This window comes from Streptosporangium sp. NPDC003464 (assembly GCF_053588315.1).
Genome location: NZ_JBSFPS010000067.1, coordinates 1 through 25,466, shown reverse-complemented (window position 1 = coordinate 25,466; position 25,466 = coordinate 1). Strand labels below are relative to the sequence as shown.

Annotated in this window: 21 protein-coding genes; 9 read left to right on the top strand and 12 right to left on the bottom strand. The window is 71.4% G+C overall.

All coding sequences use genetic code 11. From position 1 onward, the window contains the following. Positions 1-10: 10 nt before the first annotated feature. Positions 11-865: a formyltetrahydrofolate deformylase gene (gene purU / locus ACWDS7_RS17225; protein ID WP_451930092.1), complete on the bottom strand. Its 855-nt coding sequence runs from the start codon at positions 863-865 to the stop codon at positions 11-13. A gap of 411 nt (positions 866-1,276) precedes the next feature. Between purU and ACWDS7_RS17220 the strand changes: the two genes are divergently transcribed. The 3 genes from ACWDS7_RS17220 (at position 1,277) to ACWDS7_RS17210 (ending at position 3,514) form a co-directional block, all read left to right on the top strand. Then, positions 1,277-2,215, top strand: coding sequence for an anion permease (locus ACWDS7_RS17220; protein WP_451930091.1), 939 nt, complete (start codon positions 1,277-1,279; stop codon positions 2,213-2,215). Further along, positions 2,212-2,844, top strand: a complete 633-nt coding sequence (locus tag ACWDS7_RS17215; RefSeq protein WP_451930090.1) for a DUF47 domain-containing protein — start codon at positions 2,212-2,214, stop codon at positions 2,842-2,844. The genes ACWDS7_RS17220 and ACWDS7_RS17215 overlap by 4 nt, the downstream gene beginning before the upstream one ends. Positions 2,845-3,019: 175 nt before the next feature. Then, positions 3,020-3,514: an NUDIX hydrolase gene (locus tag ACWDS7_RS17210; RefSeq protein ID WP_451930089.1), complete on the top strand. Its 495-nt coding sequence runs from the start codon at positions 3,020-3,022 to the stop codon at positions 3,512-3,514. A gap of 85 nt (positions 3,515-3,599) precedes the next feature. On the opposite strand, the gene ACWDS7_RS17205 is transcribed toward ACWDS7_RS17210, so the two are convergent. After that, a complete protein-coding gene (locus ACWDS7_RS17205) occupies positions 3,600-3,809 on the bottom strand; it encodes a hypothetical protein (protein WP_451930088.1) in 210 nt (69 codons plus the stop codon). 343 nt (positions 3,810-4,152) lie between these two features. Here ACWDS7_RS17205 and ACWDS7_RS17200 point away from each other — a divergent pair, with 343 nt between their 5' ends. Further along, positions 4,153-5,028, top strand: a complete 876-nt coding sequence (locus tag ACWDS7_RS17200) for a helix-turn-helix domain-containing protein (RefSeq protein WP_451930087.1) — start codon at positions 4,153-4,155, stop codon at positions 5,026-5,028. A gap of 561 nt (positions 5,029-5,589) precedes the next feature. Here ACWDS7_RS17200 and ACWDS7_RS17195 read toward each other — a convergent pair. From ACWDS7_RS17195 to ACWDS7_RS17185, 3 genes are all read right to left on the bottom strand, one after another. Beyond that, entirely contained in the window at positions 5,590-7,590 is a 2,001-nt protein-coding gene (locus ACWDS7_RS17195) for a tetratricopeptide repeat protein (protein ID WP_451930086.1), read from the bottom strand. A 163-nt stretch (positions 7,591-7,753) separates the two neighbouring features. Next, positions 7,754-8,248: a GNAT family N-acetyltransferase gene (locus ACWDS7_RS17190; protein ID WP_306866240.1), complete on the bottom strand. Its 495-nt coding sequence runs from the start codon at positions 8,246-8,248 to the stop codon at positions 7,754-7,756. Next, entirely contained in the window at positions 8,245-9,807 is a 1,563-nt protein-coding gene (locus tag ACWDS7_RS17185; RefSeq protein WP_451930085.1) for an XRE family transcriptional regulator, read from the bottom strand. The genes ACWDS7_RS17190 and ACWDS7_RS17185 overlap by 4 nt, the downstream gene beginning before the upstream one ends. Positions 9,808-10,144: 337 nt before the next feature. Here ACWDS7_RS17185 and ACWDS7_RS17180 point away from each other — a divergent pair, with 337 nt between their 5' ends. From ACWDS7_RS17180 to ACWDS7_RS17165, 4 genes are all read left to right on the top strand, one after another. Beyond that, positions 10,145-10,429, top strand: coding sequence for a hypothetical protein (locus ACWDS7_RS17180; protein WP_306866236.1), 285 nt, complete (start codon positions 10,145-10,147; stop codon positions 10,427-10,429). A 389-nt stretch (positions 10,430-10,818) separates the two neighbouring features. Then, positions 10,819-11,814 (top strand): mechanosensitive ion channel family protein, encoded by a 996-nt coding sequence (locus ACWDS7_RS17175; RefSeq protein WP_451930084.1) that lies wholly within the window; start codon positions 10,819-10,821, stop codon positions 11,812-11,814. 46 nt (positions 11,815-11,860) lie between these two features. Beyond that, a complete protein-coding gene (locus ACWDS7_RS17170; RefSeq protein ID WP_451930083.1) occupies positions 11,861-12,259 on the top strand; it encodes a globin in 399 nt (132 codons plus the stop codon). Positions 12,260-12,282: 23 nt separating this feature from the next. Continuing rightward, positions 12,283-13,818 carry a glycoside hydrolase family 13 protein gene (locus ACWDS7_RS17165; RefSeq protein WP_451930082.1) on the top strand — a complete coding sequence of 512 codons (1,536 nt, stop codon included), beginning with the start codon at positions 12,283-12,285 and terminating at the stop codon, positions 13,816-13,818. A gap of 194 nt (positions 13,819-14,012) precedes the next feature. Here the strand turns inward: ACWDS7_RS17165 and ACWDS7_RS17160 are convergent, their stop codons facing one another. Then, a complete protein-coding gene (locus ACWDS7_RS17160) occupies positions 14,013-14,594 on the bottom strand; it encodes a TetR/AcrR family transcriptional regulator (RefSeq protein ID WP_451930081.1) in 582 nt (193 codons plus the stop codon). 115 nt (positions 14,595-14,709) lie between these two features. Here ACWDS7_RS17160 and ACWDS7_RS17155 point away from each other — a divergent pair, with 115 nt between their 5' ends. Continuing rightward, positions 14,710-15,636, top strand: coding sequence for a zinc-binding dehydrogenase (locus ACWDS7_RS17155; RefSeq protein ID WP_451930080.1), 927 nt, complete (start codon positions 14,710-14,712; stop codon positions 15,634-15,636). A 33-nt stretch (positions 15,637-15,669) separates the two neighbouring features. Here ACWDS7_RS17155 and ACWDS7_RS17150 read toward each other — a convergent pair whose 3' ends face one another. The 6 genes from ACWDS7_RS17150 to ACWDS7_RS17125 all read right to left on the bottom strand — a co-directional run bounded on the left by ACWDS7_RS17150 (position 15,670) and on the right by ACWDS7_RS17125 (position 24,190). Further along, a complete protein-coding gene (locus ACWDS7_RS17150; RefSeq protein ID WP_306866219.1) occupies positions 15,670-16,110 on the bottom strand; it encodes an acyl-CoA thioesterase in 441 nt (146 codons plus the stop codon). Positions 16,111-16,180: 70 nt separating this feature from the next. After that, positions 16,181-17,845 (bottom strand): energy-dependent translational throttle protein EttA, encoded by a 1,665-nt coding sequence (gene ettA / locus ACWDS7_RS17145; RefSeq protein WP_306866216.1) that lies wholly within the window; start codon positions 17,843-17,845, stop codon positions 16,181-16,183. Positions 17,846-17,871: 26 nt separating this feature from the next. After that, the gene (locus ACWDS7_RS17140; RefSeq protein ID WP_306866214.1) at positions 17,872-19,170 is read right to left on the bottom strand and encodes a GGDEF domain-containing protein; all 1,299 of its coding nucleotides are present in this window, start codon (positions 19,168-19,170) and stop codon (positions 17,872-17,874) included. A 505-nt stretch (positions 19,171-19,675) separates the two neighbouring features. Then, a complete protein-coding gene (locus ACWDS7_RS17135) occupies positions 19,676-20,374 on the bottom strand; it encodes a single-stranded DNA-binding protein (RefSeq protein WP_451930079.1) in 699 nt (232 codons plus the stop codon). 137 nt (positions 20,375-20,511) lie between these two features. Beyond that, positions 20,512-22,155: a GTP-binding protein gene (locus ACWDS7_RS17130; protein WP_306866207.1), complete on the bottom strand. Its 1,644-nt coding sequence runs from the start codon at positions 22,153-22,155 to the stop codon at positions 20,512-20,514. Positions 22,156-22,297: 142 nt separating this feature from the next. After that, a complete protein-coding gene (locus ACWDS7_RS17125; protein ID WP_451930078.1) occupies positions 22,298-24,190 on the bottom strand; it encodes a GTPase in 1,893 nt (630 codons plus the stop codon). Between the last annotated feature and the right edge of the window lie 1,276 nt (positions 24,191-25,466).

Here is a 25,466-nt window from a genome sequence, read left to right as displayed (position 1 = left end):
CGGCGCCCGGCTAGCGCGGGAAGACGATGGTCCGGTGGCCGTCGAGGAGGACCCGCTGCTCGGCGTGCCACCGTACGGCGCGGGCGAGGGCCTGGCACTCGACGTCGCGGCCGATGGCGGCCAGGTCCTCCGCGGAGTGGGTGTGGTTGACCCGGGCGACCTCCTGCTCGATGATCGGCCCCTCGTCGAGGTCGGCGGTCACGTAGTGAGCGGTCGCGCCGATCAGCTTCACCCCTCGGGAGTGGGCCTGGTGATACGGCTTGGCCCCCTTGAACGACGGCAGGAACGAGTGGTGGATGTTGATCACGTTGCCGGCGAGCTTGACGCAGAGGTCCTCCGACAGCACCTGCATGTAGCGCGCGAGCACCACCAGGTCGGCCTGGTAGTGGTCGACCAGGCTCAGGATCTCCGCCTCCTGGCGGGACTTGGTCTCGGGGGTGACCGGCAGGTGGTGATAGTCGATGCCGTAGGACTGGGTCAGCGGGCGCAGGTCGGGGTGGTTGGAGGCCACCCCGACGATCTCGATGTCGAGCAGGCCGGAGCGCGTGCGGTAGAGCAGGTCGTTGAGGCAGTGCCCGAACTTGCTGACCAGCACCAGCACACGCGGCTTGACGGCCAGGTCGCGCAGCTTGAACTCCATGCCGAGCTCGGGGGCGAGCGCGGTGAAGGCCGTGCGGAGATCGGCGTGGGAGAGCGGGGAGACGAACTGCACCCGCATGAAGAAGCGCTCGGAGACGGGGTCCCCGAACTGCTGGCTCTCGGTGATGTTGCAGCCCCGCGCGGCCAGGAGACCGGAGACCGCGGCCACCACGCCGGGCCGGTCCGGGCAGGACAACGTCAGCACGTACTGGGCGGCGGAGCTCATGCGCTCGCCCCCTCCGGTGTCCCGGAGCCCGTGCCGGGCCTTCTGACTCGCTCGTTCATGCCTTCACCCTCGAAGAGGTCGGATCGTCCGGTGCTTCCGCACCGACCTGGGCAGAGTACAGCGCGCCGGCCGTCTCCACCCGCGCCACGCCCACCTCCGGGTCAGCGGCGCGGGCGCGGGATGCCGTGCGCCTTCGTGATCTTGACGCGCTGTGAGGTGCACGCCGGCCCCGGGTCCAACAGAATGAACTCTCCATCCATCATCCACTCGACCTCTGGGTAGGTATGTCCCTATCGGGGCACTGGGGACGCTACCCATGGACCACGAGCGAGGGCAGCCGTCATCCGCCTGTGGCCGCCGCAGCCGGGCCGGCTCTGTCCTTCACCTGCCGTTCAGTTGGGATGTGGAAGCGTGAGCCTGGTCGCCCTGACGTCGCTCGCCGGACTCTTCGCGGTCGTCACCGGGGTCAACGACGGCGGCGCGCTCCTGGCGATCGGGCTGAAGATCCCCAGCATCCCGCCGGTGACCGGCGTGATCATGATGATGGTCACGGTCGCGCTGATGCCCCTGGTGACCTACCAGGTCGCCAAGACCTTCACCACCAGGCTGACGAGCATGGAAGGCCCCTACGGCCAGATCACGTTGACCGTCGCCGTACTGGCCGCGCTGGCCGTCGTCGCGGCCCTCAACAACCAGGGGCTGCCCACCAGCCTGACCCTCGCCATCGTGGGCGCCCTCACCGGTGCGCGCCTGGGCTGGGATCTGCCCGTCTCGGGCGGCGCCGTGCTGTTCGTGCTCGCGGTCGCGATGGCCGCCCCGTTCGTCGGAGGGCTGCTGGCGACCCTGACGATCCGGCTGCTCGTACGGCTGGCGCACGGTCGCACGCTGCGGCAGTGGCACCGGGCCGGGTTCACCCTGCAGTGCCTGGCCTACGCGGCCAACGACGGCCAGAAGATGCTGGCCGTCTTTATGCTCACCCTCGGCCTCTCCAGCCCTCCGTTCCCCGTCTGCCTGGCCGTGGCGGCGCTGTTCGGGATCGGCGCCCTGTACGGCCTGCCGCGTGCCGGCCGTACGCTCAGCCGGGGGATCATCGCCTCGCGCCCGCTGCACGGCGTGACCGCCGAGCTGGCCAGCGGTGCCGCCGTGATCGGCTGCTCGGCGATCGGCGCACCGGTGAGCATGACCCAGACGATCGCCGGCGCCCTCATCGGGGCCGGGATGGCCGAGAGCGCCGGGCGGGTGCGCTGGCACGCCGCCACGAAGATCGTCTTAGCCTGGATGCTGACGCTGCCGGTGAGCGGGCTGCTCGCCGCGGCGGCGGCGCTCATCCTCCGGAGGGTGATCGTGTGAAGCGGCTGCGGCGGGTGCGGGATCTGATGGCGGGCCGCATGGACAGCGTGCTCGTCGAGGCGCTGATCGGGCAGCTGGAGGCCACCAAACAGGGGGCCTGGCTGGCCATGGCCATGATCGGGGGTGACATGGGCCGGACCGACGCCCACGAGCGGATGCGCTCCATCGAGCACCGCGGCGACACCGAACGCGCCCGTCTGGTGGAGGAGCTGTCGGGCTCCCTGGTGACGCCGATCGACCGCGAGGACCTGTTCCGGCTGTCCCGCTCGATCGACGACGTGCTGGACTCCCTGCGTGACTTCGTCCGCGAGTCGCATCTCTACCGCGTCCGGGACCAGCAGCGCTTCGCCCCCATGCTCGACCAGGTGATCGTCGGCATCGAGGCCCTGGAGGCCGCGGTCCACGGCCTGGCGTCCCGCCCCTCGGTGATCACCCATGACGCGCTGGAGGCGAAGAAGGTCGGCGGCACCATCCGGCGCATGTACCAGTACGAGATGGCCCGCATCTTCTCCGACCCGATCAGCGCCGAGACCCTGAAGGAGCGCGAGCTGGTCCGGCGCCTGGAGATCGTCGGCATGGCGATCAGCGAGGCCGCCGACGCCATCGCCGACGGCGCGATGAAACGCTGACCCGCGCGGCACCGCGCCGGCGGACGGCCGGAGCACTCCGGCCCTGTGCGGGGACCTCCGACACGGCTGACCGCGTAAGGCTGTCAGGTTGAGGACGTCTCCGCAGGTCATCCTGCTTTTCGGCAGGCGTTGTGGAAGGGTTGGACCCGATGGACGGTGATAACGTCCCGGACTTATGAGCGACTCTCAGACGGACGGGGACGGCTTGCGGGCGGACGGCTCCCCGGTGAGCGACCGGGCCGCGGCACGGGTGGTCTGCGTGGACGGCGACGGCCGCGTGCTGCTGCTGCGCTGGCATGACCCGGTCAGCGGCAGGACCCTGTGGGAACCACCGGGCGGCGGGATGGATCCGGGTGAGACGCCCCTGGAGGCGGCGCGGCGGGAGCTGACCGAGGAGACCGGGCTGCCGGGCGAGGCGGTGCTGGACCTCTGGGTGCCGGTGCCCCGGGAGTTCGACTGGCTCGGCACCCACTACGCCAAGACCGAGCGGTTCTACCTGGCGAGGTTCGAGGGCACTCCCGCGGTGGCCCCCGGCGCGTTCACCGCCGAGGAGGACGACACCTTCCTGGGCTCCGGCTGGTTCTCCCCGGCGGAGCTGGCCGGGCTCCCCGACCCGCTGGAACCGCCGGACCTGGTGGAGGTCGTCTCCCGGATCACCCGACTGGGCTGACCACGCTCGCGTCCAGCCGCTTCAGCGTGCGCCCCGTGGCCGCGGTCCCATACGCGTCTCTCCTCTCAGTGGCGGCGGGAGCCTCTCAGTGGCGGTGGGAGCCGCTGCCGCTGTTGACGGCGCCGTTGGAGCCACCGCTGCCGTTGGCGGCGCCGTTGGCACTGCCGCCGTCACCCTGAACGGTGACAACGGCCTCAGTGTCGGCGCCGGCGGACTGGGCCGGCGTCGTCGCGGGCACGACGAGGGCGAAAGCCATCATCGTTCCAGCCGCGAGAGCGTTCCTGAGCTTGATCATGATGGATCACTCCATACCGGATCGGTCACGTCCCGGGCGATGCCCGGGCCGGTGGAGCACCGGATCGGTACTGCGCAGCGCACCGACACGGTGCCTGGATCCCACGCTAGGCGGGGTGCCCTCCAGGAGGGTAGGAGTGTCACTCCCAGGGGTGGACCTCGCCGCCGACGGACGCCTCGGAGTGCCGGCGAGGAAGGGCGAGGAAGAACGCGCACGCTGCGCGTCGAGGCCGTCGCCGTCCCCGTTGGAGGGGCCGGCCCGGGAGCCGCGGAATACGGCACCTGGTCAACCGGTTTCCGCCACAAAGTGATGAATCCAAGCACACGCTTCACACGGTGATGAAATGGACAATCACAATCTTCTGGGTGAGTTCCTGCGCGCTCGACGCGAGGTCACCGCCCCCGAGCAGGTAGGACTGCCGCCCTCCGGGCTCCGCCGGACCCCGGGACTGCGCCGGGAGGAGGTGGCGATGTTCGCCGGGGTCAGCACCGACTACTACATCCGTCTGGAGCAGGGGCGCGAACGCCATCCGTCCGAGCAGGTGCTCGACGCCCTGGCACGGGCGCTGGACCTCGACCCCGACGCCGCGGCGCACCTGCACGGACTCGCTCATCCCGGGCCACGGCGCAGGACAGTCGGCGGGACGGAACGGGTCAGCCCTGACCTGCTGCGGCTGATCTGGAGCTGGCCGTACACCCCGGCACTGGTGATCAGCCGCCGGATGGACGTGCTGGCCGCGAACCCGCTGGCCACCGCCCTCTACGAGGGGTGGGAACACGCGGACAACCTACTGCGGATGGTCTTTCTGGCCCCCGCCGCGCACGAGTTCTACCGCGAGTTCGGCCTGGACTGGGAGCAGGTCGCCCGCTCCAAGGTGGCGCACCTGCGTGCCGCCGCAGGGGCGGACCTCGACGATCCTCAGCTGACCGAACTGGTCGACGAGCTCTCCTCCCAGAGCGCGGATTTCCGCCGATTATGGGCGCGGCACGACGTGTCCCCCGTACCGCACGCGGCCATGCCCCTCCGCCACCGCGAGGCCGGCGACCTGATCCTCACCTGCGAGGTGTTCGACGTCAACAGCGCTCCCGGCCAGCAGCTGGTCACCATTGACGTCGAGCCCGCCGGCGCCGCCGAGCGGGCCCTGGTCCTGCTCGGCGGGGACGTGACGCCGTCCGGCCGGGAAGCCCTCGGCCACGCGCTGCAAGCGGCTCACCGCTGACGCGGCCGGCCGCAGCGGCCCCCGGGGGAACGCGCGGTCGGCGACCGCACCGGCGCTGCTCCCCCTCAGCGCCTGCTGCGGCGGCTACGACGGCGGGTGCCGACGGGACTTCCGCCCCGGTGCAAGACATATCCACCCGGAGAGAAGACAGCACTCCCTCCGGGAGAGGATCCTCCACCCCAAACGAGGAAGGTATGGATAAATCCCTACTTAGGGTAAAAATCAACACCTGTGATTCATCGGGAGGAGAAAAGCTCACCCCGGAGGGGCTGACCTCTCCTCCAGTGGGGTTTCTCTCCACCTCGCCCCCTCCCACCCAAGCGGCCCTGTCCCACCCCCTTCCCGCCCAATCGGGCTGCCCCTGCCGGCGGCCCTGCTCTACTCGGTCGCGACCCGCTGGACCGACACCCCGCTGCCCGAGGGCTACACCCTGGACCACTGGCTCGGCGTGTTCGGGGAGGCCGAGGTGAGGTCCGCGCCGCTGCGCTCCCTGCCGCTGTCGGCCGTGGCCGTCGCCGTACGGCTCAGCGTGGACCCCGGCCACGTCCGGGTCTTCCCCGCCTAGAGCCCGAGGGCCTCACGGATGGCCGGGTCGTCGGGGTCGAGGTCGAGGGCATGGCGCAGATCCTCCTGCGCCGCCTGTTCCCTGCCCAGGGCCTGGAGGGCGGTCGCCCGGTTGAAGTACAGCTCCGGGCTCTCCTCGATCTCGATGGCCCTGGACAGATCGGTCACCGCGCCCTCGGCGTCACCGGTCTCGTAGCGGAGGATGCCCCGGTTGGCCCAGGCGGCGCCGAGGGCTGGGGCGCTCTCCAGGGCGGTGTCGAAGGCCCGCGCGGCCTCCTCGAACCGCCCGGACGCGGTGTCGAGCTGCCCCTTCACGGTCAGCAGGTGGGGATTGCCCGGCATGAGCGCCAGCCCGGCCGCGACGTCGGCCCGCGCCTCGGCCTCCAGTCCGAGCACCGCCCGCACGCCCGCCCGGTTGATGTAGGCGTCCAGGTAGTCCGGGTCCAGCTCCAGCACGTGGTCGAGGTCGGCCCGGCCTCCCTCCAGATCCCCCAGCGCGAGCCGGAGCTCGGCCCGGTTGTAGTACGCCTCGGGCAGGGGCGGGCTCACCCGGATGGCGGCCTCGTAGTCGGCCAGCGCCTCATCGGTCAGCCCGAGCCGGAACAGGAGGTTGCCCCGCTCCAGGTAGTGGTCGGCGAAGAACGGATCGAGGGCGATCGCCGCCGCGTACTCCTCCAGCGCCTCCTTGGCCCGGCCCAGCTCCGCCAGGAGCCGGCCGCGGTTGGCGTGCAGCACCATCCGGTGCACCGGGTGCCGTCCCGGCGGCAGATCCTCCCGTGCCAGCTCGATGGCCGACTCGACCAGCGCCAGCGCCTGACGCGGCCGGCCCAGGCGCGTCTCGACGAGAGCCTGGCCGTTGCGGTCGAACCCCAGCTTGAAGGCCCGCTCGCCCCGGTCGGGCAGCAGGGTGGAGATGGCGACGGCCTGGTTGATCCAGCCCGTCGCGCGCCCCAGGTCCCGCTGGGCCGGGTCAGGATGGCGGGCGTCGAGCATGGCCGTGCCGTAGGCCGAGGCCGCGTGCACCGCGGGGTCCTGGCTGCCGCGGCGGGCACGCTCGTAGAGGTCACGGGCCTCCTCCTGGCGGGACAGGGCCCCCAGGGCGGTGGCCGTGCGCTGGATGAAGCGCCACCACAGGTCCGAGCCGGGCTCGGCCAGCCGCGATCCGCGCCGCCCCAGCTCGGCCACCGCGTCCAGGAAACCCTCCCTGACACAGTGGTCGACGGCGGTCCAAAGCGCCCCGGCCCCGCGTCCGCGGGGGTCGGAGCCGTGCTCGCGGTGGAAGGGGACGGCGCCCAGGCGCGCGGAGAACTCACCGACGGCCTCCAGCTCGTCGGCCCGCAGGTCGTGCAGCAGGGCCCGCTCCGTCGGGTCCAGCGCCTCGTAGGCGGCCCGCGACCACTCGTCGGTGCACTCGGAGGCCACGTGGGCGGCGGCCACGGCATCCGGCGGCATCCCGTCCGGGCCTGCGGGCACCCGGACGGGCACCGGTCCGCCGGAGCCCGCCACCCGGCCGCGGAACCAGGGCGGTGGCGCCTGTCCCGAACAGAGCACCATCGTCAGCAGCGCGGGATCCAACCGCCTGACCAGCACCGCGAGCAGTTCGAGGTCGGTCGGGTCGGCCTCGTGGACGTCCGTCACGACCAGCGTGCGGGGCCCGCGCAGGCAGGCGCCGAGGAACTCCGCCACCCCGTTGGCGAGCCGCAGGGTGCGGCGGGGCGCGGGCACGAGAATCCGCTCGTCGTCATCGATGTGCGCGTCCACGCCCTGCCGTCGCGCGGCCACCCGATCCCGGAGATCGGGGGCCACGCTGCGGATCTCGATGTCGTGGGCCGCGACCTGCGCCGGAGCCCTCTCCAGGACCTCGGGGACGACCTCGCGCAGGATCGCGCCGCCGACCGTGTAGGGGCCCCGCGACCGCCGGTGCCCGTGTACCACGAGGGCCGACGGATCCGTGCGGTCACCGGGGAGCGACCCGGTCAGCCAGAGATGCTCCCTCACCCCTTGTGGATGACGCTGGCGGCCCCGCTCAACGTGGCGGTGCCGGGTTTACGGACAATGATCTTTTTCATCGTACCCCCCACGGGAAATGACTACAGGTACGATGAATAAGTATTCTGGCATTTCGCCGGATCGCAATGCTCAGCGTTGAATCAGTCTTAGGTCACTTAAATGGAGCAAGCTGCGACATGACCTCAACGAGATCTTTTTCCCCATAAAGCACGATGCACCCCCCGCGCTCTTCCCGTCCGATCTCCCGCCAGCCATACTTGCGGTAGAGCTCGATGGCGGCCGGCTGGTTCATTGTGGTGTCCCCGCGCAGGCGCACGTAGCCCAGCTCGATCGCCCGCTTCTCCAGCGCCTCGACCATCCGGGCGCCGAGCCCCCGCCGCTGAAACTCCGGATGGACCCGCAGGCGGCACATCTCCACCGTCCGGTCGTCGACACGGCGGAGCCCGCCCATCGCGATGACGCGTCCACCGGGGACCTCACCCACCAGGAACTCCCCCCGGTCGGCGATGTAGATCTCGTTGATCTGCGGGAAGTCGTCCTCGTAGTAGACGCCGTCCCCCGGCGCGAGGCCTACCTGAGCGAGACAGATCTGATGCAGTGCCCAGACGGACTCCAGGTCGGACCAGCGATAGCGCCGGAGCCTCATGTAGCGACGTCCGCAACGGGGTCCACCGCCGGTGTGGCGCGCAACGTCTCAAGGTAGTCCTTGAGCGCGGGGTGGCCGGGGGCCCTGGCCTCCGCCGCCCTGGCCACCTCGTGGGCGCGCTGCATGAGGATGTCGGGCCGGCAGCCCTCGCCCAGCCCCGCGAGCGCTGTCTTGGCTATCACCAGCGCCTCCTCCAACTCGCCTTCGAGGAGCTTGCAGGTGGCCCGGTCGAACTTGATGATCGTGGGATCGAGCCAGTCGCCCGGGCCGTATTTGGTGAGGGCCTGCTCCAGGATGAGATCGGCCTCCATCGCCTGCCCCAGCTTCACCAGCGCGTCACCCTGGTGGAAGTAGAGCTGACGCTCTGTGTAGCCGAAGGTCGCGTCGTCCTGGTCGGCCGCCGTCATCTGGGAGAAGGCCGCCCTGGCCCGCGACAGCGCCCGCTTGGCCTGGTCGACCACGTCCTTCTTGCCCGCCCCCGACATCATCGCCAGCGCGCGGGCCTCGAAGACCGGGGCCATCGCCTGGGCGGCGCACGGCGTCTGACCGGCCAGGTCCCGGCTCTTCCTGGCGAGGTTGAGGGCCTCGCGCGGATCCCCGTAGTAGAGCGGGACCAGGGCCTCCCTGGCCAGGACCCAGGCGCGGAGCGCGCGGTCCCCGGTGTCGTCGGCGGCCGTCCGGCCGGTCCTGAAAAAGGACCGGGCCATCCTGTGGTCGCCGAGGTTCACCATGATCATGCCGCTGAGCCCGGCGAGCTGCGCCGCCATCCGGCACAGCCGTTCCTGCAGGTCCACCGGCTGGCGCCGCTCCATGGCCTTGCGCACGGCGCTGAACTCCAGCAGCACGTCGCACAGCAGCCGCAGCGGCGGTGTGTTCATGTACTGCCGGCCGAAGCCGATGGTGGCTTCCTCCCACTGGTCGAGCATCGCAGGCGAAACGGTGGCCGAAACCAGGGTCTCGTCCATCCTCCTGCGGATGTTCTCCACAGATCCAAGCACCTGTCCGTCCAGCGCCACGCCGGTGCCGGCCAGGAGCTGCAAAAGCGTCCTCCGTAGCACGTTCTCGTCCTCCTCGCCCCCGTCCGCGGAAGGGTCGCCACCGGTCGGCTTGATCGACAGCTCGCGCGGACCAGGGGAAGTGTCGGGTCTTCCATCCTGGAGATCACCTCGGCCGGTGCCGGGCATCTTGTGGCCGTGGCCGCAGATGCACGGACCGTCGTATCCGAGGGAGGCCGGCTCGACCCGGTAGGCGGAACACAGGTAGTGGAGGTATTCGGGCCCCGGACGCTTCAGCCCGCTCTCATAGGCGGACAGGAGCGTCTCTCCGATACCCGGCGCCGACTTGCCGTCGCGTTCGAACAGCGCCCGTATCTGTTCGATCACGTCGGCGAGAGCGACACCGTGCGCGAGGCGATGACCCTTGATCCGCGTGGTCCCGAACTGGGGACCGCACCTGTCGTGGATCTCCTCGGCGATCTGAGCCGGCTCGCGCCCCGCCGCCAGACCTCTGGCCCGGATCTGCCGCGCCAACTCCGTCTCCCTGTGCTGCCTGCCGGACATACCGGCCCCTCTCTCGCGGCCAGCTGGGCTGGCTGGCACACTAGTCCCGACCGGTCCTCTCCCGCTGACTCAGTGTGATTTAGTTGTCGCACTGTGCCTACCGAGAATGATGGACCAACTTTGGCTCACCAGGAACGCGCGAATAGAGCCATCGGCTAAGGATCGTCCACCAGCGGACTGCTTCTTTCAACCTACTTGGGAGAAGGCGCATCCTGATCTTGGTTTCCCCTCCGTTGACCCATCGGCCCAGGTGAGTCATCTTTGGCCAACCAGCACTGATCCGTGTAATCAAACGGACACGATCCGGTGCGGGACAGGCGATATGAGGAGGGACGAGGTGGGGGAAGACGACTTCGGACACCTGGAGCGATTGGTGTCAGAACTCGACTCGCGCGGACTTCACGCCCGAGTGGTGCGGACCCAGGCGGGGCGTGCCTTCGTGCGCGTGATCAACCCGAACGCCACCAGCCTGGCGGAGAACGTCACCTGCCGAGCACAGGCCGCCCCCAGCCACCGGGACTGGTACTACTGGTGGTCCTGGGGAGAGCGGATGCACACGGCGAAAGACCCGGCCGGTGCCGCGACCAAGGTCGCACGCGTACTCGCCGCGGTGGGGGAGTGAGATGAGCGGTGGCCCGGAGGGAGTCGCAGCCCTCCGGTCCACCGCCCCCACCGCGGCTCGGCGGGGCCGGCGGGGTGACCGGTGCGGAGCGTCCTCGGACGCTGGGCACCCCACCGGCCCCGGAACATCAAACGCAGACTGCCGTCCGGATCCGTCCGGACGGTGATCGGAGGGATCCCCCTCGGAAACGGCACGGGACACGCTTCCGGGTGCGTGCCCCGTCCGAGCCGCCCGTCACCGGAGTGTCCGGCCCCGCCCCCCGCGGCCCCGGGCCCGGACCTCCCGTCTCCCCGGCGTGATGTGACGGCGGCCGGTTCGGTCGGCAATATGGGTAGGCAACGCGAGTTGCCCGTTCTGCCCACCGACCCGATCCGAGAGGGATCTGCTCCGTGTTCTTGCTCGCCCCCACCCCCGCACCCACCACCGCACCCGTGGTCGATGACATTCTCAGGATGGGCGCCGGCCTGACCAACGGGTGCGAGAACGGCGGCGGGGTAATCTGCAGCCTCATGCAGTCCGTCCTGCCCGCCGCCTGGGCACCTGTGATCGCGAGCGCGATCGCCATCGTTCTCATCGTCGCCATCGCCCTCCTCCTGCGCAACGTGGCCAACCGGCTGATCACCCGCGTGGTGAAACGCGCGTCCTCGGCCAGCGGCGGCTCGATCGCCGGCCGGCTGCGCGGCAAGCAGATGGTGACGCTGGAGGGGCTCGACGCCGTCGCCGCCGAGCGGCGCAGGCAGCGCGCGGAGACCATCGGCTCGGTGCTGCGGCCCGTCGCCTCGATCGTCATCCTCGGCACGGCTGCCCTGACCGTCCTGGAACGGCTCTCCGTCCCCATCGCCCCCCTGCTGACCAGCGTCGGCATCGTCGGCGTGGCCGTCGGCTTCGGCGCCCAGGAGCTGGTCAAGGACTTCATCGCCGGCATGTTCATGCTCCTGGAGGACCAGTACGGCGTGGGCGACGTGATCGACGCGGGCGCGGCGGTCGGCACCGTCGAGGCGGTCACCCTGCGCATCACCCGCCTGCGCGACCTCGACGGCCGGGTCTGGTACGTCCGCAACGGCACCATCACCCGCGTCGGCAACGAGTCCCAGGGCTGGTCCCGCGCGACCGTGGACGTCCCGGTGGCCTACGCCTCCGACATCCCGGCGGTCCGCGACCTGCTCAAGGACGTGGTCGAGGACATGTGGAACGACTCCTCCTACCGCGACAGCATCATGGTCGAGGAGCCCCAGGTCTGGGGGATCGAGCAGATCTCCGACACCGCCCTCGTCTTCCGGATCAGCGCCAAGACGATCCCCTCCCGGCAGGCCGAGGTCGCCCGCGAGCTCCGTATCCGGATCAAGTCCGCCCTCGACCGCGCCTCCATCGCGATCGCCGGCTGACCTCGCCCAGGCATGGGGCCGGCCGGAGTCGCTTAGGCTTGGGGGCGTGTCCGCTATCCCCGAGGAACCTCAGTCCTTCTACGACGCGGTCGGCGGCGAGGAGGCCTTCCGGCGTCTTGTCCACCGCTTCTACCAAGGCGTCGTGGACGACCCACTGCTACGACCGCTCTATCCCGAGGACGACCTCGCCGGGGCCGAAGACCGGCTCCGGCTCTTCCTGATCCAATACTGGGGTGGGCCCAACACCTACAGCGCCCAGCGGGGGCACCCGCGGCTGCGGATGCGGCACAACCCCTTCGTCATCGGCTCGGCCGAGCGCGACGCCTGGCTCAAGCACATGCACGACGCGGTGGTCTCGCTGGAGCTCCCCGACGACCTGGAGAAGCGCCTGTGGGACTACCTCGTCTACGCAGCGCACAGCATGGTCAACGCCCCTGACGCATAAACCCCGCCGGGTGAGGGCAATCCATGCACATGGAGACCCCCTGGTGGCGTGATGCCGTCGTCTACGAGATCTATGTTCGCAGCTTCGCCGACGCCTCAGGAGACGGCGTCGGCGATCTCACCGGTGTCCGGCAGCGCCTTCCCTACCTCGCCGAGCTGGGCGTGGACGCGATCTGGCTGACCCCTTTCTACCGCTCCCCCATGGCCGACGGCGGCTACGACGTGGCCGACTACCGCGACGTCGACCCGCTGTTCGGCACCCTGACGGACTTCGACGCGCTCGTTGCCGACGCCCACGCCCACGGGCTGCGGGTGATCGTGGACATCGTGCCCAACCACAGCTCCTCCGAGCACGAGTGGTTCAAGGCGGCGCTGCGCGGTGAGGGTCGCGAACGCTACCTGTTCCGGGACGGCGGCGAGCTGCCGCCCAACAACTGGCAGTCGACTTTCAGCGGCCCGGCCTGGACCAGGACGCCCGACGGGCAGTGGTACCTCCACCTGTTCGCCGCCGAACAGCCCGACTTCAACTGGCGCAACCCCGAGGTGCAGGCCGAGTTCCTCGACGTGCTGAGGTTCTGGCTGGACCGGGGGGTGGACGGGTTCAGGATCGACGTGGCGATGGGCCTGCACAAGGCCGAGGGCCTGCCCGACACCCCGGCGGAGGGCCAGGCGTTCAAGGCCGAGTCGCCGATCTGGGGGCGGCCCGAGGTGCACGAGGTCTACCGCGAATGGCGCAAGGTGCTCGACTCCTATCCGGGCGAGCGGATGGCCATCGGCGAGGTGTGGACCGACTCCGCCGAGGACCTCGCCCGCTACGTCCGCCCCGACGAGCTGCACCAGAGCTTCAACTTCGCCTGGCTGGAGGCGCCCTGGTCCGCGACGGCGTTCCGGAAGGTCATCGATGACACCCTGGCCGCCGTGACCGCGCCCACCTGGGTGCTGTCCAACCACGACGTGGTCCGCCACGTCACCCGGTACGGCGAGGGCCTGGACAACTCCACGACGGGCCTGGCCCGCGCCCGGGCGGCGCTGCTGGCCATGCTCGCCCTGCCGGGGTCGGCATACCTGTATCAGGGAGAGGAGCTCGGCCTCCCCGAGGTCAAAGACCTTCCTCCGGAGTCGCGCCAGGACCCCATCTTCGCCCGCTCCGGAGGGAAGCTGCCCGGCCGGGACGGCTGCCGGGTCCCCATCCCGTGGTCCGGCGCCGCCGAGCCGTACGGCTTCTCACCCGACGGCGCCCGGCCGTGGCTGCCCCAGCCGGTCGAGTGGGCCGCGCTGAGCGCCGACCGCCAGGCGAGCGATCCGGGATCGACCCTGAGCTTCTACCAGGAGGCCCTGCGCACCCGCCGCGAGCTGCGCGGCTCGCTCACCGACGAGATCATCTGGCTCGACTCCCCCGAGGGGGCGCTCTTCTTCACCCGTGGCCCCCTGACCTGCGTCATCAACTGCGGATCCGAGGCGGTGCCGCTCCCGGCGCACGACCGGGTCCTGATCGGCAGCGCCCCCGTCGACGGCTACCTGCTCCCGCCGGACACGGCTGCCTGGCTCAGCACCTCCTGAGAGAGCCGTCCCCGGCGCACACGTCCCGGACCGCCGTCGGCGCACCCGCCCCGAGCCGCCGACGGCAGATCCGGCGCGGGTCTCGCCGTACGGCCCGGCGGCGGAAGAGTGCCCCGGGGCCCGGCGGTCGGTGGCGGAGGAGCGCCCGGGGGCCTGGCGGTCAACGGTGGAGGAGTGCTCCGGGCGTCCGGCGGTCAGCGGCGGGGCGGCGAGGTCAGCAGGGCGATGACCATCTCCTGCACGGACGCGGTGAAGCGCCGTGGGTCGTCGCGTGTCAGATGCCTGATCAGATTGCCGTCGAACACCGAGAGCAGCGCGTGGGCGAGGAACTCCGTGTCGAGGTCGGGACGCTCCTCGGCCAGCAGGTCGCGGATGTGGCGGTGCCAGAACCGGTAGCTCGGGTCGGCGTGCTTGTCCTCCGCGCACGCCTGCTCGTGGGCGGTCAGGAGGGCGGCGTTCTGCTCGGCGATGCCCCCCAGCCCGTCGAGGAAGGCCAGCAGGCGCTCTCTCGCGGGCGCCCCCGGGCCCAGCGGCGGAGGCCCCTGGCTGACGGCCTCCCGTAAGGCGAGCGACCGCTCTTCGAGGAGCGCCTGCATGAGGCCGGCGCGGCTGCCGAAGCGGCGGAAAACAGTGCCCTTGCCGACACCGGCGAGAGCCGCGACCCGGTCGAGGGAGACGTGCTCGTCCCCGCCCTCCTCCAGCAGCCGCTCCGCTGCCTGAAGGACCGCTCGCCGGTTCCGCGCCGCGTTGGCGCGCTCGTGACGCTCTTCGGCCATCCGTTGTCCTCCAGTTAGCGGACCGTCAGTCCGATATGATACAACCGCTCCTTAGCGGACCGTTGGTCCGGTAACGGCGTCAGGACAGAGATCCGTCGCCTCACGAGGAGGACCAATGAGCATCCGTGCGCTCGTCGTCGACCCGACCGCCCCCGCAGCCCTACGGGTGGACGATGCCGCCGAGCCCACACCGCGCCCGCACCAGGCAGTGATCGACGTGCGTCACATCTCTCTCAACCACGGAGAGATCGCCTTCGCCCGGCAGCAGGAGCCGGGGACCGTGTCCGGCTACGACGCCTCCGGCGTCGTGGCGCAGGCCGCCGCGGACGGCAGCGGCCCGGCCGTCGGGACCCGCGTCGCGGCCTTCGGACCGGGCGCCTGGGCGCAGCGCATGGCCGTCGACGCCGACTCCGTCGCCGAGGTCCCGGACGGAGTCGACCTGGCCGACGCCGCGGCCCTGCCGATGGCCGGCGTCACCGCGCTGCGCACGCTGCGGGCCGCCCCGATCCTGGGCAGGCGCGTCCTGATCACCGGCGCCTCCGGCGGCGTCGGCCGGCTCGCCGTCCAGCTCGCGGCGCTGGGCGGGGCGCATGTCATCGCGTCGGCCGGCTCGGCGGCGCGCGCGGAGGGCCTGGCCGAGCTGGGCGCCCACGAGGTGGTCATCGGCCTGGAGGGCGTGGACCGGCCGGTGGACGTGATCCTGGACAACGTCGGCGGGCCCCAGCTCACCGCCGCGTGGGAGCTGCTCGCTCCCGGCGGGAGCGTCCAGAACATCGGCTGGGCCTCCGGCGAACCGGCCGTCTTCGCGCCGTACTCGTTCTTCTCCCTCGGCCCGTCCAGGTCGATGAACAGCTTCGGCGACACCACCCCGTTCGGCGCCGACCTGTCCACGCTGCTGCGATTCGTCGCCGACGGCAGGCTCCTGCCCGAGGTCGGCTGGCGCGGCCCCTGGGAAGGCGTCGCCGACGCCGCCCAGGCCCTGCTCGACCGGAAGATCCCCGGCAAGGCCGTACTGGATGTCAGCCCTCGGACCGCCGGCTGACCACGGCCGCCGGAGCAGGGGCTCCCCGGCCCGTTACTCGGCGGCGAACCTGCGCAGGTAGCTCAGCTCATAGGGGTTCAACCGCCGGGGAGCGGCCTTCTGCACGTCGTAGGCGACCATCACGGAGCGGGCCCGCACGAAGACCTCTTCGCCGTCGCGGATCTCGTAGTCGAGGGTGAAGCGCACCGGCCGGATCTCCGTCACCCACGTCTCCACCCGGACCGGGTCGGCGCGGAAGGTCAGCGGACGTCTGTAGTCGATCTCGTGCCGGGCCACCACGAGCCCCCGGAAGGGCGCCGCCCCCTCCCGGTGGAGGTCGATGTGGAACATCTCCAGGCGGGCATCTTCGAGATAGTCGAAGAACCGGACGTTGTTGACATGGCCCAGCGAGTCGATGTCGGCGAACCTGACCGCTCTGGGGAACACATGCCGGTGGGTACGGCTCACGTCGCCGGTCACGCTCTGTCCAGACACATCGGAAACGGTAGCGGGCCTCCGGCCCCCGCTGTACGGCGGGGCGCCGGAGGCCGCTTGAGGCCCCGCGTCAGTCGCGGGTGAGCTTACGGTAGGTGACGCGGTGCGGACGGGCCGCGTCGGCTCCCAGCCGCTCGATCTTGTTCTTCTCGTAGTCGGCGAAGTTGCCCTCGAACCAGAACCAGTTCGAGCCCTCCTCCCACGCGAGGATGTGGGTGGCGATGCGGTCGAGGAACCACCGGTCGTGCGAGGTGATGACCGCGCAGCCCGGGAAGTCCAGCAGCGCGTTCTCCAGGCTGGAGAGCGTCTCGGTGTCGAGGTCGTTGGTCGGCTCGTCGAGCAGCAGCACGTTGCCGCCCTGCTTGAGGGTCAGTGCCAGGTTGAGCCGGTTGCGCTCGCCGCCGGACAGGACGCCCGCCTTCTTCTGCTGGTCCGGGCCCTTGAAACCGAACGCCGCGATGTAGGCGCGCGACGGCATCTCGACCTGCCCGACCTTGATGTGGTCGAGCCCGTCGGAGACGACCTCCCAGACGTTCTTCGTCGGGTCGATGCCACCGCGGCTCTGGTCGGCGTAGGAGATCTTCACGGTGTCGCCGACGACGATGCCGCCGTCGTCCGGGGTCTCGCTACCGGTGATCATCCGGAACAGCGTGGTCTTGCCGACGCCGTTGGGGCCGATGATGCCGACGATGCCGTTACGCGGCAGGTCGAACGAGAGGCTGTCCATCAGGACGCGGTCCTCGAAGCCCTTGGTGAGCTTCTCGGCCCGGATGACCGTGGTGCCCAGGCGCGGGCCCGGCGGGATCTGGATCTCCTCGAAGTCCAGCTTGCGGTGCTTGTCGGCCTCTGCGGCCATCTCCTCGTAGCGCTGCAGACGCGCCCGGCTCTTGGTCTGGCGGGCCCGGGCGTTGGAGCGGACCCACTCCAGCTCCTCCTCCAGGCGCTTCTTGCGCTTGGCGTCCTTCTGGCCCTCCAGCTTGAGCCGCGCCGCCTTGGCCTCCAGGTAGGTGGAGTAGTTGCCCTCGTAGGCGTGGCAGCGGCCGCGGTCGAGCTCCAGGATCCAGCCGGCCACGTTGTCCAGGAAGTAACGGTCGTGGGTGACGGCCAGGACGGTGCCGGGGTATTTCTCCAGGTGCGCCTCAAGCCACTGGACGCTCTCGGCGTCCAGGTGGTTGGTGGGCTCGTCGAGCAGGAGGAGATCGGGCTGCTCGAGCAGGAGCTTGCAGAGGGCGACCCGGCGCCGCTCACCACCGGAGAGCTGGGTGACCTCGGCGTCCGGCGGCGGGCAGCGGAGGGCGTCCATCGCCTGCTCGAGCTGGCTGTCGAGATCCCAGCCGTTGCGGTGGTCCAGCGCGTCCTGCAGCTTGCCCATCTCGTCGAGCAGCTCGTCGCTGTAGTCGGTGGCCATCAGCTCGGCGATCTCGTTGAACCGATCGAGCATGGCCTTGGTCTCGGCGACGCCCTCTTCGACGTTGCCGAGCACGGTCTTGGATTCGTTGAGCGGGGGCTCCTGCTGAAGCATGCCGACGGTGAAGCCGGGCATGAGCCGGGCGTCGCCGTTGGACGGCTGCTCCAGACCCGCCATCATCTTCAGCAGCGTCGACTTTCCGGTGCCGTTGGGACCCAGGACGCCGATCTTCGCGCCCGGCAGGAACGACAGCGTCACGTCGTCGAGGACGACCTTGTCGCCGTGCGCCTTGCGCACGCGCTGCAGTGTGTAGATGTACTCCGGCATGCCTTCTAGCTTAGGGCCTGTCAGCCTTAGCTAGGGGCGGCCTCGGGACCCGGCCTGCGGGCCGGGGGCACGGTGGTGACGGGTAGGCAGATCCGGTCGCGGCCGAGCTCCTTGGCACGGTAAAGGGCCAGGTCAGCAGCGGCGAGCAGCTCGATCAGGTCGTCGCCGTGCATGGTCATGACCGCGACGCCGGCCGAGATGGTCACGGTGACCATGTTGTCGTCGGCCGGGACCGCCATCCGCCCGATGCGCGACCGCAGCCGCTCGGCGACCCGGCGGGCCTCGGTCACGTCCGCCCGGGGCAGCAGGACGACGAACTCCTCGCCGCCGAACCTGCCCACCACGTCGTAGTCACGGAGCTGGCTGCGGATGGTGGCGGCCACCCCGACCAGGACCTGGTCGCCGATCAGGTGGCCGTAGGTGTCGTTGACCCGCTTGAAGTGGTCGATGTCGACGATCAGCAGGGCGAGCGTCTCGCCGGTGCGGCGCGCCCTGACGATCTCGGTGTCGGCCTCGCGCTGCCAGGCCGCGGCGTTGAGCAGGCCGGTCTTGGAGTCGGTGCGGGCCGCGGCCTGCAGCTGGGCGTGGAGCAGGCTGCGCTGGAGCAGGACCACCGGCGGCAGCGCCAGCAGCAGCAGCGCCAGGTTCAGGCCGCAGGTGATGGCGACGAGGACCCCGAGGCAGAGCTCGACCACGTCGAGCAGCAGGCTCTCCCGGTTCCACAGGACCTCCCGCCAGCGGCTGTCGGGGGCGGCGGTGTGCGCGGCGACGGCGATCAGCGCCGTGTTGAGCACGGTGAACAGGACGGCGCAGCCCACGGCGACGAGGATCGGCCCCCCGGCCCCCGCGGTGAGGGCGGTCAGGTCGCCGACGACGGTGTGGAACAGCACCGAGGCCGCGCACCCGGCAAGGCCGATCGCGGCCGAGCTAAAGACCCTCCGGTAGACGACCGTCTCGCGCACCCGTTTCTGCAGGAGGATCTGTAGCGGGATGGGGGCCAGAAGCGCGTAGACGGGGGGCAGGAGCAGTGCGGCGGGCAGCCACCAGGCGGACAGCAGGTCACGGGAGACCCCGGCGGGCATGCCCAGTCGGCGGGTCGCCTCGATGCAGACGGCTCCGCAGGCCATCAGCGCGGCGAAGGTGAGCAGGTCCTGCCGGCGGAAATCGGTCGACAGGGCGGAGAACCCGATCGCCACCAGATCCAGCGCCACGATCCCGCAAAGGTAGACGACCAGCGCACGGCGCTGCCCAAGCAGGGGCCACCGATTGGCCAAGGCCGCCACGCCGCCGCGCCGTTTGACCGAGGTGTGAATGGGTGCCGCCATGTCGCCCCCTTCTCCGACTAACGATGTGTAACACGATAGTTGCGGAGTGTGCGCCGCGCGACAGCAACCGCTACCTTTGGCAGAGTGGGTCTCCCATCAGGTGGCCCACGACTGGGAATCGCTCACTCCGCGAGCGGACCGTGTGGGAAAGGAGCAGCCATGCTGCGGGGCGTGACCTGGACCTAACAGGTGCTTCGGGCATCTGACACGGGCAAGACCATCGGCCGTTTCCTCGGCGTCTCCGCGCTCGTCCGGCGGGGCACCGACCGCGCTCGGCCGATGCCCCCTCCTCTTTCGCTCCGGTCCCCTTCCGGGACACACCTCACTTCGCCCCTCGCCGGAGATGCGCGAACCGCCGTCGGGAGGCCCCTGCCTTCCGGCTGCCGGAAAACCTCTGCCCCGCCTGCCGGCAGCGCCCCTGTCGGCGGCGGCCCGTCTCGGGCGCCGTACGCGCCCCTCGCCGGCAGTGGTCCGTCCAGGCCGTCATGCCTCAGGCCACCATGTCTCAGGCCGCCATGCGCGCCTCCGTGGGCCACGGCGTCTCGTCCGTGGAATCTCCATCGGTCATGTCCGCCTCCCTGGCGATCATCTTCTCCTGTTCGGCCCCCGTCTCCCCCTCGGACACGCCGTGATCTTCCGTGTTCGGCCCGGTCCCGGCGGCGCCCGCCCACGCCGGGCCCCTCCCCGCCCCGGCCCTCTCCCCCTCGTCCGGCCCGTCCTTCACCAGGCTCAGCGCGCCGGCGGCCCCGGCCGCCGCGGGGACGGCGCCGCCCATGGCCCAGTCGTAGGTCTCATGGTCGAGCTCGATCCGCTCCTCGCGGCCCAGCGAGGGAGCCACCCCCTGCCGCTGCGGCTTGCTGAAGCTCCCCAGGCCCCAGCGCAGGTCGTGCCCGAGCGAGCCGGCCTCCACCTCGGGCATGAAGCGCCGCTGGCCCTCATGGGTGAACTCGCGGATCCGCAGCCGCCCCTGGACCACGATCGGCTGGCCCACGTGGACCGACTGGGCGACGTTGTCGGCGAGCCCGCGGAAGCAGCGGACACCGAAGTAGGTCGTCTCACCGTTGCACCACTGCTGCTTCTCCCTGTCGAAGTAACGGCTCGTCGAGGCGACCTTGAGCGAGGTGACCCGTGAGCCGTCGGGGAAGGTGTGCTGGCGCGGCGGAGCCGCGACATTGCCGGTCAGCGTGACGTAGATGTCGTTCATCGTGTCTCCCTTGAGAGCGGGCGGACTACCCGTGGCCTGGGAGACACGATGGCCCGAGCCGCCCCCGGCACGGGCCGCCGAATCACGCTCTGTGGATTACCGCCGGCGCGGGGACGGGAGCTGTGGACGGCACGGGCTCAGCCCTGCACGCCCCGCATGGCGGAGTAGAACTCGTTGTATCGGGCCAGCTCGCGTTCCACCGGCTCGATCACCATGCTTCCGGCGACCCCGCCGACCCTGCGGCGCATCTCCCGCTCCAGCCGGTCGCGCTCGCCGCCCGCGCCGAGCGCGACGAAGTTGCGGCTGGCCACCGCGGTGAGCAGGCCGAGCCCGAGGACCGAGAGCGCCATCAGCCCGACCCACGGCAGCGAGGCCGCCTCACCGAACACCGCCAGGCCCGCCGGCAGCGTCCCGACGCCGAACACACCGTAGGCGAGAGCCGTACCGCACCAGGCGAGACCCGCGACGAACAGCAGGACCAGCAGGTACTGCCAGATGAGGAGCAGCCGCCACCAGGAGGGGACCCGGTCCAGGCGCGGGGCGACCTCCGACAGCTCCTCCGACAGCACCTGCGGCAGCTGGAGCGAGCGGGAGCGGGCGGCGTCCCTGATCCCGTTGCGCCAGGCCTCGTGCATGCCGGAGGTCAGCCCGTCGACGAGAGCCTGCACCGCGTTGTCCACCTCGGCCGGCTGCGCGCTGACCGAGCCGCCGGTGAGACCCCGGATCTCGTCCCTGAGGTCGCCCAGTCGCAGGCTGTTCAGCGGGTCGGGCCGGAGCTTGGCGGCCCAACGGGTGTACGGCCAGCCGACCCACTCCATGGACCGCACGCCGTAGACGTTCTCCATCGCCTCGCCGACCGCCGGCACGCCGACGGCGTCGCAGAGCGCGTCGGTCAGGCCGATCCGGCGGGCGTCGTCGATGGAGGCGGAGGCGGCCGGGACCTCACCGTCCGGCATGATCTTCGCCAGGCGGAGCGTGAGCCGGTCGAGGTCGGCCTCCAGCCGCTGGACCGCGGCCCGGCGTCTGGTCACGGTCTCGGCGAGGACCGCCTTGAGGCCGTCCACCCCCCTGCCGGTGATCGCCGAGGTGGTGACGATGACGGGATTCTCGACGCCCTCGCGGCGGAGCAGGTCCTCCAGGTCCGCGACGCACTCGGCCAGCTCCTCCGGCTCCAGCCGGTCGGCCTGGTTGAGCACGAAGATCGTCACCGCGTCGTGCCCGGCCAGCTCGGTCACGTAGCGGCGGTGTGTGGAGGCGTCGGCGTACTTCTGCGGGTCGAGCACCCACACGACGAGGTCGGCGACCTGGATCAGCCGGTCGGCCTCGGTGTCGGTGAGCGCCCGGATGGAGTCGTGGTCGGGCAGGTCCAGCAGGATCAGCCCATGGAGGCGGCCTTCGCCCTTGTCCAGGGCGCTGGCCCGGGCGAAGCGGTGCCGCCACTGGATCTGCAGCCAGTCGAGCAGCGGGCCGGCGCCGTCCAGGCCCCAGACGCAGGCGTGGGTGCGCGCCGTGGTCGGGCGGCGGACGCCGGTGGGCGACAGCTCCAGCCCGGAGACCGAGTTGAACAGGGTGGACTTGCCGCTGCCGGTGCCCCCGGCGAGCGCGACCACGGTGTGGTCGGAGGAGAGCTTGAGCCTGTCACCGGCGCGCAGCAGCAACTGCCCCGACTCGGCCAGGAGCTTGGGGTCGACTCTGCCCGGCCCCAGCTCCACGATCCGGGCCAGCGCGGCGAGCCGGCTGCCGATCCCCTGGCGAGTCTGGGTGGTGCCAACAGTGGTCATGCTCGCTTACCGTTCCTCGTCCGCTGCGCGGATCGCTCGTATCTCACGGGCCGTCGTGCCGGAGGCACGCTCCGGGAACACTCCGCTCACCACGCCGGGCCCGCTCCCCGCCGCGGGCCGCCCCCCGCTCCTGGCCGGCTCCTCATCGGGCGACCTCAAGACTGTAGGTCGCCTGGTGAAGGCGGGTGGCGGCGGAGCCGTCGGGGATGCCCGCCCCGTCGAGGGCCTGGACGTAGCGCGACATCTCGTCGTCGAACAGCATGCCGATCCGGGCGCGCAGATCGCTGCGGGCCTTGGCGCCGATGTTGCGCAGCGACTCCGCGCCGAGGAGCGCGTGGACCAGCCGTTGCGGCAGCGCGCCGGTGACGGCGTTCTCGCCCTCGGCGGCGCCGTCGCCGAGCAGCCCCACCGCGAAGATCAGCGACAGGGACTCGACGTCGAAGGAGACCAGCCTGGCGACCGCCCGCTTGGTGACGCCCTCGGTGCGGATCAGCTCGATGATGTGCTCCTGCCAGGCCGCGACGGTCCGGCCGGTCCGGCGCAGGAGCTCGTCGGAGGCACGGCCGAGACCCGGGACGGCGGCCAGGCTCTCCCCGGCGCCGGGACGGTGCAGCCACCGGGAGACGGCCTCCTCCGCGGCGCGCTGCGCCGCCGAGATGACGACGGACTCCACCGCGGCGCGGAGCGCGGACTTCAGCGCGCTGAGCCGCTCGGGGGCCTGGTGACTCGCCTTCCCGGCGAACCGGCCCGGCTTGCGCAGGTGCAGGGTCCTCATGAGATCGCCCGAGCCGGCGAAATCCTGCCAGCGGGCGAGTACCTCTCCACGCAACAGCGAGCCGTCCCTGGTCGCCCCCTCGATCTCGGCCAGCGCGCCGGCGTAGGCGGCGTCCACGTCCGCGCGCAGCTCGCTCCGGAAGACCACCTGGGCCTCCAGCTGCCTGGCCAGGGCCGGGATCCGGGTGCGGAAACTGTCCAGCACCCCGGACAGGGTCGCCTGTACGGCCTGCGCCCGGCGGCGGTCGTCGACCGACAGCTCGGTCAGCCAGAGCCGGAGCTCGGTGACCTCGTGGTCGGGGAGCATGCCACCGGTGACCTTGCTCTCGTCGACGACGAAGCGGTCGACCTCGCCGAGGCCGTACTCGGCGAGCATCCTGAAGAAGTGCTTGGTGACCACCTCCCGAGACCTGGGGGGCACCCGGGACAGCACGATGGCCAGCCTGGCGCCGCGCTCCTTGGCCAGGCGGAGGAGCCGCCAGGCGGGGGCGTCGGCGTAGCGGGCGGCGGTGGTGACGAAGATCCACAGATCGGCCGTGTCGAGCATCCGGTGGGCGATCTCGTGGTGCTCCTCGACGACCGAGTCGATGTCGGGGGTGTCGAGCAGGGCCACGCCCGGGGGGAGGCGCTCGGCGGAGGCGAGCACGAGGCTGCCGGGATCCGCCTGGGGGTCGGGCGCGTCCCGCCGCCGCAGGCTGCCGAGCAGGTTTCCCCCGGCGAACCACTCGTGGTCGTCGGGGTGGCAGACGAGGACCGGCGTGCCGGTGGTCGGGCGGCGCACGCCGGTGGCGCTGACCTTGGCGTTGGCCAGGGTGTTGATGAGCGTGGACTTACCCGCGCCGGTGGATCCGGCGACCACGACGAGCGCCGGCGCGGTGCTCATGTGAACCCGAGGGATCACGTAGTCGTCGAGCTGGGCCAGGATCTCGCTCTGGGTCCGCCTGGCCTCCTCGGCTCCGGGAAGGTCCAGGCCGAAGCGGAGGTCGGTGACGCTGGTCCGCAGGACGTTGAGCGCGTTGGTCAGGGCCGCCGAGACGGCATCGGGCAGCAGCACCTCCCGCACCCGGTCGTCCCACGCCTCCTCGGCCGCGTAGGTGCCGTCCGGGTCATCGTCGACGGAGCCGCCGGGCCCGTCCGGACCGGAGGACTCCTCCGAGCCCTGCGGATCGAGGGAGCCCGCACCGTCCGGGGACGCGTCCGGGGCGGAGGAGCCTGCGCCGTCCGGGGACGCGTCCGAGGCGAGGGAGACCGCACCGTCCACGGACACATCCGGGACCGAGGAACCTGCGTCATCGAGACCCGAGCCCGGGGCGAGGAAGGCCGCGTCGTCCAGGAAAGCGCCCGGGGCGGAGGAACCTGCGCCGTCCAGGGACGCGTCCGGAGCAAGGGAGCCCGCACCGTCCACGGACGCATCCGGGACCGAGGAACCTGCGCCCCCCAGGGACACGCCCGGGATGGAGAAGCCTGCGCCGTCCAGGGACGCGTCCCGGACCGAGGAACCTGCGTCGTCGAGACCCGAGCCCGGGGCGAGGAAGGCCATGTCGTCCAGGGAAGCGCCCGGGGCGGAGGGACCTGCGTCGTCCGGGGACGCGCCTGGGACTGATCCGGTGTCGGTGGCCTGGTCTCCCGTTCTGGCATCGGTGCCGGCCGGGACTCCCGCTCCGGCTCCGGCTCCGGGAAGACCTGCCCCGGTCTCTCCGTCCGCTCCGCCCATCCGCTCCGCGCGGAGCGGAGGAGCGTCACGGCCGGCGCGGAAGCCGGCGGGGTCACCGTCCAGGGACGGAGCGGCGGGACTCACGGCAGGGAGCCCCGTGTCGACGCCGGATGCCCGTCCGTCACTCCCCACCTGGGGAGAAGGGCCTTCGGCGTCCGCGCCAAAAGGGGTGAACACCTCGGCCGGCGGCGTGGCACCGGGCTCGCCCGCCGTACGGGAGGCGGCCGCGGCGGCGCCCCGAGGCGAGCCTGCGGCACCCTGGGGCGGGTCTGCGGTGTTGCTCCCCTCTGGGGGAGCGGGTGTCCCGCCGGTCAGGGAGGCGATGGTGGCCTCGGCGGCGGCCGCGGCCGCCCGGAAGGCGGCGAAGGCGTCGTCCGGAGACGGAGCGGCGGCCCCACCCGCCCCAGGGACGACGGCGCCGCCTGGAGACGGCGCGGAGGCACCACCCGACTCACCGGAACCGGCCGCACGACCGCTCGGCGCGGGAGCGGAAACGTCGCCGCCCCACACGGAACCGGCTCCGCCGGCCGGAGGCGAGGACGGGAGACCAGCCCGCTCACGAGGAGTGACCGCACCACCGGCTGGAGAAGGCGCCGCGGACGCGACACCCCGCTCGCGAGGACCGGCCGCATGACCGCTCGGCGCGGGAGCAGCAGGAGCAGAGGCGCCATCCCGCGCGGAACCGGCCGCACGACCGCTCGGCGCGGGAGCGGAGGCGCCGTCCCGCTCGCGGGGACCGGCCGCGCCGCCCGGAGACGGAGCGGGCGTGTCACCGGGCCGGGGGGCAGCGGGCGTCCCGCCGGTCAGGGAGGCGATGGTGGCC